The sequence below is a fragment of the Cupriavidus basilensis genome (assembly GCF_000832305.1).
Classification (GTDB): domain Bacteria; phylum Pseudomonadota; class Gammaproteobacteria; order Burkholderiales; family Burkholderiaceae; genus Cupriavidus; species Cupriavidus basilensis_F.
On sequence record NZ_CP010537.1, the window covers coordinates 400,609 to 414,214 of the forward strand.

Here is a 13,606-nt window from a genome sequence, read left to right on the forward strand (position 1 = left end):
ATTAGGCATTTTATTCCTGAGGCCAGATTCATCGGTGCTGGCGCCAATCCGGGTTGTGGGGCGTCATGCCAAGTGCTACCTTCTGGACGTGCTGGCGGCCCGTCCGGGTTGAAACCCCGACCCATGGGCAAGCGCCAGCGGCAGGTTTTTTGCTCGGGAAACCACATGACTGCTAACCCTCACGGGCCGAAGCCCGCCTTCAGGCGGCTGGGTGCGGTGCTGCTGCCATTGCTGCTATGCGGGCTCGCTGATGAAGCCCTGGCGCAGCAAGGCCCCACCGACAGCCCGGCGCAGGGCGTGCCCGGTACCATCTGCGACGCGCCGTGGTTCCAGCCCGGCGCGCGGGCGCAGATGGAGGCCAGTGGCGACATGCCGATGTCGATCACCATGACTATCCGGAACCCGACGCTCACGGAAAATGGCTGCAGCGCCTGGCTGTCGATTCACTCGAAGTCGGCGCTGGCGGCCATGATGGGCCCGCCGGTGGTGATGGACCAGGTCCACAAGATGACGTTCGACCGCGGCGCCACGGCCGGCTCGGTCGGCAGCGTGAGCAGCCAGCGCGCCACCATCAATGCGCAGGCGCGCTACACGCGGTTGTTCGGGCAGGCATCGTTCCAGGGCAAAGGCGTGCTCAGCTACGCCGGCCTTGCGATACGGGAGGGCGTGGTGCTGCCGGGCGAGACGCTCAGTTCCAGCCTGGATCTCGAGATCCACAGCCTGGCTACGGACGAGATGGTCACGACCATTCGCGCGCCATCGGCCTCGGTCTCGGTTGGCGAGCGGCGCGTCGGCCGTGCGCAATCTATCGAGACCATGCTGGGCCGCCGCGAATGCATGCCGATCACTTACGAAAAGCGCACCTCGCTGGGGCCTTTGATGATGGGCGATGACCTCATCCAGACCGAGCCCGCGATCATGAGCGTCACCGACTGGTACTGTCCGACGGAAGCGTTCGTGCTGCGCACGGAGGTGCGGCAAAAAGGCAAGGTCGAGAGAATCGACACGACTGCCATTGGCATGGACGACGACGCACAGTGACGCGGAAATGCAGAGCGCTGGCAGGAACGCCGCGCCAGGGAACGCCAAGGAGCGACACGACATGAACAACGAGAACCAAGAGATCGATTTGCTGCCCTTGCTCCGGCAACTCGAAACCGAACTGCACCGTCCCGCCGCGCGCGGCGACCGCCATCGGCTGGACGCACTGCTGCACGACGACTTCCTGGAGTTCGGCCGCTCCGGTGGCATCTACACCAAGGCCGACACGCTCGACCAACTGCCCACCGAAGCCGCCTCGGGCACGATCTGGGCGCAGGATTTCTCGCTGCGCCCGCTTGCGCCGGGCGTGGCCATGCTGAACTACCGCTCTGCCTGCCAGCAGCCGGACAGCCGGCTGGAGCGGCACACCTTGCGCACCTCGATCTGGACGCTGACTGATAAGGGTTGGCAGATGTCGTTTCACCAGGGCACGCCGACGGACCCTTTTTCTGCTTGACGCGTTTCAAGCGGGCTGAATTCCGCACGTTGATCGGAATGCGCCATGTCAACGACTGCCTTGTAAGGGCCGGTAAGGGCCGGCAAGGGCCGGCAAGGGCTGGTAAGGGCTGGTAAGGGCTGGTTCGGTAAGAGAAAAATAGCTTGCAATTGAATCGCGCACTATATATATTTCAGCCCATGGACACGAAACGCACCTCCCGGACCAAGCAGGCAGCACACGACGCCACGGCAAACGCCGCGTCGGCGCTGCTTCTGGACCAGCAGTTCTGCTTTTCCGTGTACGCCACGTCGCTTGCGCTGAACAAGCTGTACCGCAAGTTGCTGGCACCGCTGGGCCTGACATATCCGCAGTATCTGGTGATGATGGTGCTGTGGGAAGCCGATGGCCTGACCGTGTCGGAAATCGGCGGCCGCCTGCATCTGGATTCGGCCACGCTGACCCCGCTGCTCAAGCGCATGGAAGCGCAGCTGCTGCTGCGGCGTGAACGTGCCGTTGCCGACGAGCGGCAGGTCATTGTCACGCTCACCGCCGAAGGCCATGCGCTCAAGGAGCCGGCGCAGGCGGTGCCCCGCGCGGTGCTGTGTGCCTCTGGCTGCAGCGTCGATCAGGTGATGGCCGTGAAGGCGGAGCTGGACCAGTTGCGCGAGCGGTTTGCCGTAGCAGCCGGCAGCTAAGGATCAAGGCGCCGGCGCGATGGGAGCAGCGGCGGATGGCGGGCTGAACAACTTGACAGCCCGTTTTGGTTGTCTAATATATAGCGTGCTATTTAATAGCAAACTATTAAATGTGGAAAGCGAACAGGCTTTCTCCAACCCAAGGCTCGATGAGCCAGTTTTATCAACTAGCCAGGAGTGTCATCATGTCGATCGAAAAAGTCCTCTACCGTGCTTCCGCCACCGCAACCGGAGGCCGTGACGGCCGCGCCGTGTCGTCCGATGGCGCCCTGGATATCAAGCTGGCCACCCCGCGCGAGCTGGGTGGCGCGGGCGGCGCCGGCACCAACCCGGAGCAGCTGTTCGCGGCGGGCTACTCGGCTTGCTTTCTCGGCGCGCTGAAGTTCGTGGCGGCGCGTGACAAGGTGGCACTGCCTGCCGACACCGCCATCACCGGCCAGGTCGGCATCGGCGCCATTCCGACCGGGTTTGGCATCGAGGTGGACCTGAACATCGCGCTGCCCGGCCTGGACCGCGCCGTCGCGCAAGACCTGGTCGACAAGGCGCACGTGGTCTGCCCGTACTCGAATGCCACGCGTGGCAATATCGACGTGCGCCTGACGCTGATCTAAGCACGCATCTCCATCCCTGCGTCCCCGGGGCCGGCCCCGCGCAATGCTCTAGAATGAGCCCCCTTGCGCGGGGCCGTCTGCTTTGTCTCGCGCGCGGCCACAAGTGGCAAACAGCGAAGCAACAAGACAGCCCCCGGAGACACAGTGCGATACGAGCTCACCGACCTGCGCCTGTTCCAGGCGATTGCAGAAGCGCAGAGCCTGTCCAGTGGCGCCTCTGCCAGCCACATCACGGCATCCGCCGCCAGCTACCGCCTCAAGAATCTCGAGCACGCGATGGGCACGGCCTTGTTCGTGCGCAGCGCGCGCGGCATGGAACTCACCCCTGCCGGCGAGACCTTGCTGGTGCACGTGCGTGAACTGCTGCGCGGCGTGGAGCGCATGCATGGCGAAGTCGGGCGCTTTTCCGCCGGACTCAAGGGCCATATCCGGCTGCTGGCCAACAGCAGTTCGCTCAACGGTTTTATCATCCCCAGCGTGAGCCGCTTCCTGGCCGCCAACCCGGACGTCAACATCGACCTGGAAGAGCGCGCCAGCCAGGCGATCCCGTGCGCCGTGGCTGCGCAAGAGGCCGATATCGGCATTCTGGCTGGCGATATCGATGCCAGCGACGTCCGTGCCGTGCGTTACGCGGTGGACGAACTGATCCTGGCGGTGCCCAACGGCCACCCGCTGGCGCGCCAGGCCGAACTGCGCTTCGGTGCCGCGCTGGATTTCGATTTCGTGTGCATGAGCCGCGGCAGCAGCAACTTCCTCTTCCTGCGCGATATGGCGCAGCGCGCCGGAAAAAGCCCCAACGTGCGGCTGCACGCCCATAGCTTCGAGGCCGCGTTGTCACTGGTCGAAGCCGGCGTGGGCGTGGCGCTGGTACCGCGCAGCGTGGCCGCGGCGGCCCTGCGCGATGCCCGGATAGCTGGCGTGCGGCTGGCGGAAACCTGGGCCCGCCGCGAGCTGAACCTGATCGTGCGCGCCGAAGGCAAGCTGCCGTCCTTCACGGCGGCGTTCGTGCAATTCCTGCTCAATGATCCGCGTGTTGCCGCCACGCGGGAGGATGGCGCCCCGGTCGCGTAGTTGCCGGCGTCATCACTGAGCATGAAAAAAGCGACTGAATGTGTGATGAATATATCATTTTTAGAATAGATTCATCGTCGCTACACTTTCCTCGTGTACCCAAATCTGACAAGGGTAGGCACAAGGAAAAATGATGAACAAGAAGCAAACGCTCGCCGCCGCTCTGGCACTCTCCCTCGTCGGCATCGCCGCCGCCAGCCCCTCCGCCTGGAGCGCCACGCCGGCCACGAAAGCCGCCCGTGTCGCCGCTCTGTTCGGCAGTCCCGCCGACGTGAGCACGACGACCCGCACGGTCACGCTGGTCCCGGGCATGAACTACGTGAACGCGGCATCCGGCGAATCGGTGGCCTTCCGCGCCGGCGACAAGACCGTCGGCTGGACGTTCCTGGAGGCCATCGGCGGGACCTCGGTCGACATGAGGACCATCTTCCCGGCGATGGCGCAGGCCAGGGGGATCCGGGTGTACATCGCGCCGAGCCAGTTGTTTACCGGAGGCTGAGTCTGGATGAAATACAGTGCATGGATTGTATTTTGAATTTACAATCTTTGGCCTGTATTTTGTTTTTACAAGTTATACTTTGTCGGGTAAGTAACATGTGCCGGAGATCGCCGTGGACTATCCCATCAAAGCCATCAGCCAGCTACGTCCCATCCTGCAAGGCTTTCGCAAGGCCAGTCACCTGACGCAGGCGGAGGTTGCCGCCAAGCTGGGCATCACGCAGCAGTCCTATGCCCAACTGGAGGCCAACCCAGCCGCGGCCAGTATTGAGCGTCTCTACCGGACCCTGCAAGTTCTTGGGGTGGAACTGGTATTGAGTCCGGTGGCCTCACAGGCTGCCATGCGTCCCAGCGCCTGTCAGTCGGCGCCGGGACAAGGCACCGCGGCGACTGCATGGGTGGCGCAAGATAGCGCCGCCTCCGCCAAGCCTAAGCGCGCGAAGGCGACCGCGCCCACCGTGCCGAAGCGGCGCGAGGCTTGGTAGGCATGGGACGCCGCTCACACAAGCAAAGGCTGCAGATCTGGATGAACGGCGTCCCAGTCGGCATCTGGGAGCGCGCGCAGGTGGAGTCGCTGACCTACTTTGACGAGTGGATCCAGGACGAGCAAGGGCGCCCGCTCTCGCTGTCCCTCCCATTCCTGCCGGCCAATGCGTCCTACAAGGGCCGCATCGTCACCGATTTCTTCGACAATCTGCTGCCGGACAGCGATGCCATCCGGCGTCGCCTCGCGCAACGCTACCGGACCGGCGGCGTCACGCCGTTCGAACTGCTAGCCGTGCTGGGGCGCGATTGCGTTGGCGCGCTGCAGTTGCTGGAGGAGGGGGATGTGCCAGCCGACCTGACGACGATCAACGGCAGGCCATTGTCTGAAGCGCAGGTCGCACGCGTGCTTCGCGACACCACGAGCGCCGCGCCACTGGGTGCTTACGATGGCGACGACGAGCTACGCCTGTCGATTGCGGGGGCGCAAGAGAAGACGGCGCTGCTCCACCATCAAGGACAGTGGATGTTGCCCCACGGCAGCACGCCGACCACCCACATCTTCAAGCTGCCGTTGGGCATGGTGGGCAATATGCGGGCCGACATGCGGACCTCGGTGGAGAACGAGTGGCTGTGCGCGCAGATCGTTGCCGGCTATGGGCTACCCGTGGCCCGCTGCGACATCGCACGCTTCGAAGACCAGAAGGCGCTGATCGTCGAGCGCTTCGACCGCCGGCGGGCGAGCGACGGGCGTTGGATTGTCCGTCTTCCGCAAGAGGATCTCTGCCAGGCAACGGGCACACCTGCGCTGCTGAAGTACCAGGCGGATGGCGGCCCCGGCATGACGGCGCTGATGAACATGCTTGCTGGTTCCGAGCAGGCCGAAGCCGACCGGCGCAACTTCTTTAAAGCGCAACTGGTGTTCTGGCTGCTTGCCGCGACAGATGGCCATGCGAAGAATTTCAGCATTGCGCTACTGCCGCGCGGCAGTTACCGGTCCACGCCGCTCTACGATGTGCTTTCGGCTCACCCAATCATCGGGCCCGGCCGCAATCAGGTCGCGCCGCAGAAAGCAAAGCTGGCCATGGCAGTTCGCGGCAACGAGAACTACTACCTGATCGGGCAGATACGCCGCAGGCACTGGCTTGCACAAGGCCGGCAGGTCGGCTTGAGCAAGGAGAGCGTCGAAGCGCTTATCCAGGAACTGATCGCCGCAACGGACCTGGTGCTGTCCACGGTCGCGGCCAGCCTGCCTGCAGGTTTCCCCGCCGACCTGGCCGCCGCAATTCTCGACGGCGTACGGCGGCAGTCCCGCAAGCTGGCCGGAATGCCGGCATAGCGGAGCAACTGCCAGGCGCCCGCCGGCTTTGATAACCACCCCCCAAGCGTTCCAATTCCACGAACCGGTGATTCGAATCTTTCGGATGGCCGGGCTCCGGCCACAAAAATATACTGGCCGGCAGCCCCAAGCCATCGATGTTGGCGTTCTCCGCCTCTTGTCGAGCAGGCGGCGGCACACAAGAACGAAAGACCGGAGACACCGTGAAATCCATCCAGGCCCGCCTGCGCCTGCTCGCCTTGTGCGGCAGCGCCCTTAGTTCCCTGATTTCCCTGACAGCCTCCGCGCCCGCGCTGGCCCAGCCGGACCCGTATCCCAGCAAGCCTGTCACCATCGTGGTGGCATTCGCGCCCGGCGGCATGACCGATATCGTGGGGCGTTTGCTGGCGGCCGAACTGTCGCAGGCGTTCAAGCAGAGCTTTGTGGTGGAGAACCGTCCCGGCGCCGCCGGGCAGATCGCGACCGAGTATGTGGCGCGCAAGCCCAACGATGGTTATACGCTGCTGCTTAGCGCGACCGGCCATGTGATCGGGCCGGCCGTGCAGAAGAACGTGCGCTACCAGCCGGTGAAGGATTTCGAGCCGATCGCATTGATCGCCAAGGCGCCGAACATGCTGGTGGTGAACCCATCGGTGCCGGCCAAGACGTTGCCGGAGTTCATCAAGTGGGCTAGATCGCAGCCCAGCGTGCCGTATGGCTCGGCCGGGGTCGGCGGCTCCACGCACCTTGCCGGCGAGTTGTTCCGGCAAGTGGCGGGCGTGCCGCTGGTGCATGTGCCGTACAAGGGCGCGTCGCCGTCGACCAACGATGTGGTGGCGGGGCAGATTCCGATGGTGTTCCAGGATTCCATGAGCGTGTCGGCGTTTATCGCGGCCGGCAAGCTGCGCCCGATCGCGGTCACCAGCGCGGAGCGCAGCAAGCTGTTTCCCGATCTGCCGACCATTGCCGAAGCCGGTTTCAAGAACTATGACCTCTACACCTGGCTGGGTCTGTACGCGCCAGCCGGCACGTCGCCGGAGATCGTGGCGCGACTGAACCTGGAGGCCAACCGCATCATGAGCTCGCCGGAGATGGCGGCCAAGCTGCGCAAGCAAAGCGCCGAAGCCGCGGGCACGCTGGGGCCGGCGGAATTCCGCAAGTACGTCGAGGCCGAGGTGGCCAAGTGGCAGCGCACTGTGCAGGTTACCGGCGTGAAGGTGGACGAGTAGGTGGGCGGCCAGGTGAACGAGCCGGTGAACGAGCCGGTGAGCGAGCCGGTGAACGAGCAAGGGCGGAGCCATGTCGATGCATAACGAATCTTCCACGCAGCACGCCCAGGGCGCGGACGCCTTCTACTTCGGGCAACTGGCCCAGGGCCGCTTCGTCATTCCCCGCTGTGCGGATTGTGGCCGGTGGCACTTCTTTCCACGCGTGCTTTGCCCGCACTGCGGCTCGGATGCGCTGGAATGGCTTGCGCCTTCGGGGCGCGGCACCGTGTACGCCACCACCACGGTGCGCCGCAGGGAGGGCGACTACAACGTCTGCCTGGTCGACCTGGACGAAGGGCCAAGGATGATGAGCCGCATCACCGGCGTCGCGCCGGATGCGGTGCGCATCGGCATGCGCGTGCAGGTGCAGGTCGCGCACGAGGAAGCCGGGCCGTTGCTCGTATTCACGCCGGGAGAGACGCAATGATGGGCAGCACCAGAGGCACATCCGGCTCGCAGCGCGGCGCCATCGCCATCCTCGGCACCGGGCTGGCCGGCCTGGGCCACGCCGGCGGGCGTACCGAGCAGGAGATCATCGCGCAGGCGGCGCATGCCGCGGTGAAGGCCAGCGGACTGCGCATGCAGCAGATCGACGGCATCATCACCTCCAGCCTCACCTCGCCGTGGTGGGTGATGCGCATGGCCGAGTACCTTGGCATCCGGCCGAGATTCTCCGATAGCACGATGTTTGGCGGCTCGTCGTTTATCGCCGACCTGAAGATTGCCGCCATGGCGATCGAGGCGGGCGAATGCGACAACGTACTGATCTGCTACGGCAGCACGCCGCGCAGCGTGCCGAGCAGCTCGCGCCAGAACCAGATGCGGGCCGAGCTTGACCCGCAGCCCTACGAGCACCCGTACAAGCCCTTCAACCCGCCCAGCAGCTATGCGCTGGCCGCGGCACGCCACATGCACCAGTACGGCACCACGCGCACGCAACTGGCTGAGGTGGCCGTGGCCGCGCGCAGGTGGGCGCAGCTCAATCCCGATGCGTTCTCGCGCGACCCGCTTACGGTGGATGACGTCATCAACGCGAAGATGATCTCGGACCCGCTCACGGTGCGTGATTGCTGCCTGGTCACCGATGGCGCCGGCGCCTTCGTGGTCACGCGGGCCGACCGCGCGCGCGGCCTGCACGCCAGCCCGGTGTATGTGCTGGGTTGCGGCCATGCCCACTGGCACCGGCAGATTTCCTGCATGGACGATGTGACGGTCACGCCCGCCGTGGAGTCCGGGCGCAGGGCATTCACCGAGGCGGGCCTGACGCCGGACGATATCGACGTGGTGGAGCTCTACGATGCGTTCACCATCAACCCGATCCTGTTCCTGGAGGATCTCGGCTTCTGCGCCAAGGGCGAGGGCGGCGCCTTCGTGTCTGGTGGGCGCATCGAGCCGGGCGGTGCGTTCCCGATGAACACCAATGGCGGCGGGCTGTCCTGCCTCCACCCGGGCATGTACAGCATCTTCCTGGTGATCGAGGCCGTCACGCAGCTGCGCCGCGAGGCGGGCGCCCGCCAGGTCAAGGACGCGGACATTGCGCTGGTGCATGGCAATGGCGGCGTGCTGTCCAGCCAGGCTACGGCCATTCTCTCCACCTCGCTTTGAGCCCGCGCAATCCTATGACTTCCCGTTCTTCGGCATCCGTCTTCACCCCGCTCACCGCTACGGTGCCGACGGTGCCGACGGTGCAATACGGCCGCCAGGGCCGTATCGCCATCCTGTTGCTCGACAACCCACCCGTGAACGGCCTCGGGGACACCGTGCGCCTTGGCCTGTTCGACGGCATCGCCCAGGCCACGCAAGACGATGCCGTGGCGGCAATCGTGATCCTCGGCGCCGGCAAGGTGTTCTGCGGCGGCGCGGATATCCGCCAGTTCAATGCGCCGGCTGCCAGCGCGCAGCCCACCCTGCGCCAGGTGATCGCGCGCATCGAGCAGTCGGCCAAGCCGGTGGTTGCCGCCATTCATGGCGTGGCGCTGGGCGGTGGCATGGAACTGGCGCTCGGTTGCCACTACCGCATCGCCAGCGCCGATGCCAGCCTGGGGCTGCCCGAGGTCAACCTCGGGCTGGTGCCGGGCGGCGGCGGCACGCAGCGCCTGCCGCGCCTGATTGGCGTACCGGCGGCGCTGGAGCTGATCCAGGGCGGCAAGCCCGTGCGCGGTGACAAGGCGGTGGCGCTCGGCATGGCCGATGCACTGATCGATGGCGATCCGCTGGCCGCGGCCATGGCCTTCGCCGAGCGCGTGGCCGGTTTGCCGGGCGCCCATCCGGTGATCGCGCGCAGGCCTTGTGCCGATGCCGCTGGCGTGGACTTTGCAGCGCGCAGCGCGGCGGTTAGCGCCAAGGCGCGCAATGCGCTGGCGCAACGCGCCGCCATTGCTTGCGTGCAAGCCGCCACGCGCCTGCCGATCGACGCCGGTCTCGACGACGAACGTGCCCGCTTCGACCAGCTCGTGGCAAGCACGGAATCGAAGGCGCTGCGCCACCTCTTCTTCGCCGAGCGCGAGGCGCCCAAGGTGGCAGCACTGCCGGCAGGCGCATCGCTGCGCACTGTGGCGCGGGTGGGCATTCTCGGCGCCGGCACCATGGGCGCAGGCATTGCCATGGCCTTTGCCAACGCCGGCATTGCGGTGACCTTGCTGGAGCAGCAGCAGGCCGCGCTGGATCGGGGGCTGGCCATGATCCGCCGCAACTACGAGATCACGGCCGCCAAGGGCAAGCTCACGGCGCAGGAGATTGCACAGCGGATGGCATGCATCACGCCCACGCTGGCCGATGCCGCCCTGGCGGACGCCGACCTGGTCATCGAAGCGGTCTTCGAGGACATGGCGGTCAAAAAGGCCGTGTTCGCCCGGCTCGACGCGTTATGCAAGCCCGGCGCCATCCTCGCCACCAATACCTCGCGCCTGAGCATCGACGTGATCGCCGCATCCACTTCGCGCCCGCAAGATGTGATCGGGCTGCACTTCTTCAGCCCGGCCAATGTCATGAAGCTGCTGGAAGTGGTGCAGGGCGAGCGCACCGCTCCGGAGGTCATCGCCACCTGCATGAAGATGGCCCGGGCCATCGGCAAGATCCCGGTGCTGGTGCGCGTGTGCGAAGGGTTTGTCGGCAACCGCATGCTCACGCCATACTGGCGCGAGGCCGGCTTCCTGCTGGAGGAGGGCGCATCGCCGCAACAGGTGGACGGCGCGCTCACGCGCTTTGGCATGGCCATGGGCCCGCTGGCCATGGCCGATCTTGCCGGCATGGATATCAACTGGGCCACGCGCAAGCGGCTCGCGCCGACGCGGCCCGCGCACCTGCGCTACTCCAAGGTGGCCGATCGCATCTGCGAGCAAGGCCGCTTCGGCCAGAAGACCAATGCGGGCTATTACCGCTACGAAGCCGGTAGCCGCGCGCCGCTGCCCGATCCGGCGGTCGACGCACTGATCCGCGCCTGCGCGGCGGAAGCCGGCATCGAACGCCGCGAGGTGAGTGACGAGGAGATCGTCGAGCGCTGCATGCTCGCGCTGGCCAACGAGGGCGCGCGCATCCTGGAGGAGGGCATCGCGCGGCGCGCCGCGGATATCGACGTGGTGTACGTGCATGGCTACGGCTTTCCTGCCTGGCGCGGCGGGCCGATGTTCCATGCCGAGACCATCGGCCTGGGCCGCACGCTCGAGAAGATCCGGGCGTTGAATGCCATCCACGGCGAGCACTGGACGCCGGCGCCACTGCTGGTGCGGCTGGTGGCGCAGGGCCGCGAGACCTTCGCCGCAGGCTGAAACGGCGCAAGGCGCGTGCCTGTGTGCCCGGGCCCCGGTTGCCTTACGGCGAAAGGCGGAGGACACTAGCGTAGTTTTTGCTGGTGCCAGCCGGGCGGTCGCGCCCAGCGTTTCTTCGTTGTCAGCCAGGTAGCCGAGGATGTTGCCAAGAATCACCCGTCTGCTGCAGCGCGTGGACGAAAGCATTGCGCAAGCCGGCGGGCGAGCATGACCAGCACGCTGCTTTCCCGTGCCCATCCGTGGCTGCGGCGCGTGCTGCGCCCGGTGCTGGACCCGGCGCGCCGCTACCGCCATGCCAAGGTGATTCATGCCGCCAGGGTGGCGCTTGGCCTGCTGACGTCCATTGCGCTGACCACGGGCATCCACCTGCCTCATGGCGAATGGGCATCGATCACGCTGCTGGTGGTCATCGGCGGCCTGCAGCACCACGGCAATATCCGCAAGAAGGCGGCCGAGCGTGCGCTCGGCACGCTGATCGGCGCGGGCGCGGGGCTGGTGATCATCCTGCAGCAATCGTATTTTCACGCGCCCTTGCTCAGCTACGCGCTGATCGTCATCGCTTGCGCCATCTGTGCGTATCACGCGATCGGCAAGGGTGGCTACGTGGCGCTGCTCTCCGCCATTACCATCTTTATCGTCGCCGGCCATGGCGAGAACGCCATTGCGGACGGCCTCTGGCGCGCGGCGGATGTGCTGATCGGCATCGCGATCGCACTGCTGTTCTCCTTCGCGCTGCCCCTGCACGCCACCTATACGTGGCGCTACAAGCTGGCCGAGGCCCTGCGCAGTTGCGCCAGGATGCACACGGCCATCGTCAACGATGCGGGCTTCGACCGGGCCGTGCTGCAGCAGGCCATGGTCCTGCAAGGCAGCTTGCTGGTACAGCTGCGATCGCTGATGCCGTCGGTGGCCAAGGAGATCAATGTCTCGATGGACCAGCTCGAAGCCATCCAGCACGCCATGCGCGTGTGCATCAGCCTGCTGGAAGTGCTCGCGGCCACGCGCCCGCGCGTTGACGACGAACAGGCCAAGGCATTCGTGCGCGACCATCTTGCCGAAGAGAACCGCCGCATCAGCGCCATGCTGATCGGCATGGCGCGCGCGTTGACCCATGGCGTGGTGGCGCGCCTGGCGCCGCGTGGTACTTGTTCGCTTGCGCGAATTGCGGGCACCGTTGCGCCGCAATGGGCTGGCTATGTCTCGCTGACGCTGCGCTTGTCCGGCGAGTTCGACGATCTCAGGCAGCGTCTGGCGGCCATCGCGGATCGCTGGAACATTTAAGCCCGCTTTGGTGTTCAACGGTTGCTTCGACGCCGATGCTGAAGTTTGCCCAGGCGCCGGCCTCGTGGATTGCCGGCAGGGAGGAAGCTGGCTGTCAGGATTGGCCTTCGGCCGCACCCGCGCCACGCGGGTACCACAGCAGCCGGCGCAGCATCCAGGCCCCGGCCAGCCCTAGTGGAACCGCTAACGCCCACACGCTGAGCGGCGCTTCCAGCGCCGTGCTGTCCGGCGCCATCGCGGCTGAGATCATGACGCCGGTGTTCAGGCCCGCGTGCAGGACGATGCCGGGCCACAGCGAACGTGTGCGGCAATAGAGCGCCGCCGCGAACAGCCCGATGGCGAATGCGATCACGAACTGGTAGATGTTCAGGTGCGCCACGCCGAAGACGAAGGCCGAATACACCGTGGCATCGGCACGCGCGTACCGCCCCAGCATGCCGCGCAGCAGGATGCCGCGGAAGAACATCTCCTCAACGAACGGCGCGATCACGCACACCAGCACCCAGATGCCGATGCCGCCGCTCGTCATCTGCGTGATCATGCGCGCGTCGTCGGCGGAAAAGGGGAGCAGCGCCTCTATGCCGACCATGGCCAGGCCGTCGAGCAGCAAGATCAGCGGCACCATCAGCAGGATCGGCGGGCCCAACAGGCCGAGCGTGGCCGCCACGCTGGCGCCGCCCTCGTGGAACAGCTTGCGATAGCTCAACCCGCTGGCATGCAGCAAGGTGCTGAACACCAGCCCGTAGCAGGCCACGCGGATGAGGCTGGCAGCGGCCATCGGCTGCATGCCGTTGCGCAGCAAGGCCGGGCGCAGCAACATGGTCAATATCACCTCGACAAACCAGGCCACGAAGGTGAGCGCTAGCGCCCACTGGAAGGTAATCGGTCGGGTCTGGTCTGGCCGGTTGGGATTCATGGATCGCGAGATCTATCGGGGCGAAGGGCTTGTCGTAGACGGCCGTCTCCATTAACGGCAGCGGCACCGCGATTCTGTAGGTTCGGCTGCTCGGAAACGGCGCGAAAGCCATGCGCGCGGCGCTGCGCCGCGGTACCGATTCTGGGGTCGTCGGGTCTGCCTGGCCAGGTGGGTATACTCTGCGAGTGCGGCGCTCGGAAGCAACTATCCGGTCCCCG

Annotated in this window: 14 protein-coding genes; 13 read left to right on the plus strand and 1 reads right to left on the minus strand. The window is 65.9% G+C overall.

Features of this window, described 5'->3' with window-relative positions; all coding sequences use genetic code 11:
* Nucleotides 1-165 precede the first annotated feature (165 nt).
* From RR42_RS22575 to RR42_RS22635, 13 genes are all read left to right on the plus strand, one after another.
* Nucleotides 166-1,041: a hypothetical protein gene (locus RR42_RS22575; protein WP_236702161.1), complete on the plus strand. Its 876-nt coding sequence runs from the start codon at nt 166-168 to the stop codon at nt 1,039-1,041.
* 61 nt (nt 1,042-1,102) lie between these two features.
* On the plus strand, nt 1,103-1,498 hold the full coding sequence (locus RR42_RS22580) for a DUF4440 domain-containing protein (protein ID WP_063778451.1): 396 nt from the start codon (nt 1,103-1,105) through the stop codon (nt 1,496-1,498).
* Nucleotides 1,499-1,677: 179 nt separating this feature from the next.
* Nucleotides 1,678-2,175, plus strand: coding sequence for a MarR family winged helix-turn-helix transcriptional regulator (locus RR42_RS22585; protein WP_043353180.1), 498 nt, complete (start codon nt 1,678-1,680; stop codon nt 2,173-2,175).
* A 185-nt stretch (nt 2,176-2,360) separates the two neighbouring features.
* Nucleotides 2,361-2,786, plus strand: a complete 426-nt coding sequence (locus RR42_RS22590; RefSeq protein WP_043353183.1) for an organic hydroperoxide resistance protein — start codon at nt 2,361-2,363, stop codon at nt 2,784-2,786.
* Nucleotides 2,787-2,930: 144 nt separating this feature from the next.
* Complete coding sequence (locus RR42_RS22595; RefSeq protein WP_043353186.1) at nt 2,931-3,857, plus strand: LysR substrate-binding domain-containing protein; 927 nt, start codon at nt 2,931-2,933, stop codon at nt 3,855-3,857.
* Nucleotides 3,858-3,987: 130 nt separating this feature from the next.
* Nucleotides 3,988-4,356: a CzcE family metal-binding protein gene (locus RR42_RS22600; RefSeq protein ID WP_236702162.1), complete on the plus strand. Its 369-nt coding sequence runs from the start codon at nt 3,988-3,990 to the stop codon at nt 4,354-4,356.
* A 112-nt stretch (nt 4,357-4,468) separates the two neighbouring features.
* Nucleotides 4,469-4,840 (plus strand): helix-turn-helix domain-containing protein, encoded by a 372-nt coding sequence (locus tag RR42_RS22605; protein ID WP_043353192.1) that lies wholly within the window; start codon nt 4,469-4,471, stop codon nt 4,838-4,840.
* 2 nt (nt 4,841-4,842) lie between these two features.
* Nucleotides 4,843-6,177, plus strand: coding sequence for a type II toxin-antitoxin system HipA family toxin (locus tag RR42_RS22610; protein ID WP_043353195.1), 1,335 nt, complete (start codon nt 4,843-4,845; stop codon nt 6,175-6,177).
* 203 nt (nt 6,178-6,380) lie between these two features.
* Nucleotides 6,381-7,385: a tripartite tricarboxylate transporter substrate binding protein gene (locus RR42_RS22615; RefSeq protein WP_043353198.1), complete on the plus strand. Its 1,005-nt coding sequence runs from the start codon at nt 6,381-6,383 to the stop codon at nt 7,383-7,385.
* Nucleotides 7,386-7,461: 76 nt separating this feature from the next.
* Nucleotides 7,462-7,851 (plus strand): Zn-ribbon domain-containing OB-fold protein, encoded by a 390-nt coding sequence (locus RR42_RS22620; protein ID WP_043357646.1) that lies wholly within the window; start codon nt 7,462-7,464, stop codon nt 7,849-7,851.
* Entirely contained in the window at nt 7,848-9,029 is a 1,182-nt protein-coding gene (locus RR42_RS22625) for a thiolase (RefSeq protein WP_052494866.1), read from the plus strand. The genes RR42_RS22620 and RR42_RS22625 overlap by 4 nt, the downstream gene beginning before the upstream one ends.
* A gap of 14 nt (nt 9,030-9,043) precedes the next feature.
* Nucleotides 9,044-11,191 (plus strand): 3-hydroxyacyl-CoA dehydrogenase NAD-binding domain-containing protein, encoded by a 2,148-nt coding sequence (locus tag RR42_RS22630; protein ID WP_144409923.1) that lies wholly within the window; start codon nt 9,044-9,046, stop codon nt 11,189-11,191.
* 207 nt (nt 11,192-11,398) lie between these two features.
* Nucleotides 11,399-12,472 (plus strand): FUSC family protein, encoded by a 1,074-nt coding sequence (locus tag RR42_RS22635; RefSeq protein ID WP_043353200.1) that lies wholly within the window; start codon nt 11,399-11,401, stop codon nt 12,470-12,472.
* A 94-nt stretch (nt 12,473-12,566) separates the two neighbouring features.
* Here the strand turns inward: RR42_RS22635 and RR42_RS22640 are convergent, their stop codons facing one another.
* Entirely contained in the window at nt 12,567-13,388 is an 822-nt protein-coding gene (locus RR42_RS22640) for a CPBP family intramembrane glutamic endopeptidase (protein WP_052494867.1), read from the minus strand.
* Nucleotides 13,389-13,606: the final 218 nt, after the last annotated feature.

Bases quoted from the DNA above. Each gene is read 5' to 3' on its own strand.
- RR42_RS22575 (WP_236702161.1), top strand. From the start codon at position 166: ATGACTGCTAACCCTCACGGGCCGAAGCCCGCCTTCAGGCGGCTGGGT.
- RR42_RS22580 (WP_063778451.1), top strand. From the start codon at position 1,103: ATGAACAACGAGAACCAAGAGATCGATTTGCTGCCCTTGCTCCGGCAA.
- RR42_RS22585 (WP_043353180.1), top strand. From the start codon at position 1,678: ATGGACACGAAACGCACCTCCCGGACCAAGCAGGCAGCACACGACGCC.
- RR42_RS22590 (WP_043353183.1), top strand. From the start codon at position 2,361: ATGTCGATCGAAAAAGTCCTCTACCGTGCTTCCGCCACCGCAACCGGA.
- RR42_RS22600 (WP_236702162.1), top strand. From the start codon at position 3,988: ATGATGAACAAGAAGCAAACGCTCGCCGCCGCTCTGGCACTCTCCCTC.
- RR42_RS22610 (WP_043353195.1), top strand. From the start codon at position 4,843: ATGGGACGCCGCTCACACAAGCAAAGGCTGCAGATCTGGATGAACGGC.
- RR42_RS22620 (WP_043357646.1), top strand. From the start codon at position 7,462: ATGCATAACGAATCTTCCACGCAGCACGCCCAGGGCGCGGACGCCTTC.
- RR42_RS22625 (WP_052494866.1), top strand. From the start codon at position 7,848: ATGATGGGCAGCACCAGAGGCACATCCGGCTCGCAGCGCGGCGCCATC.
- RR42_RS22630 (WP_144409923.1), top strand. From the start codon at position 9,044: ATGACTTCCCGTTCTTCGGCATCCGTCTTCACCCCGCTCACCGCTACG.
- RR42_RS22635 (WP_043353200.1), top strand. From the start codon at position 11,399: ATGACCAGCACGCTGCTTTCCCGTGCCCATCCGTGGCTGCGGCGCGTG.
- RR42_RS22640 (WP_052494867.1), bottom strand. From the start codon at position 13,388: ATGAATCCCAACCGGCCAGACCAGACCCGACCGATTACCTTCCAGTGG.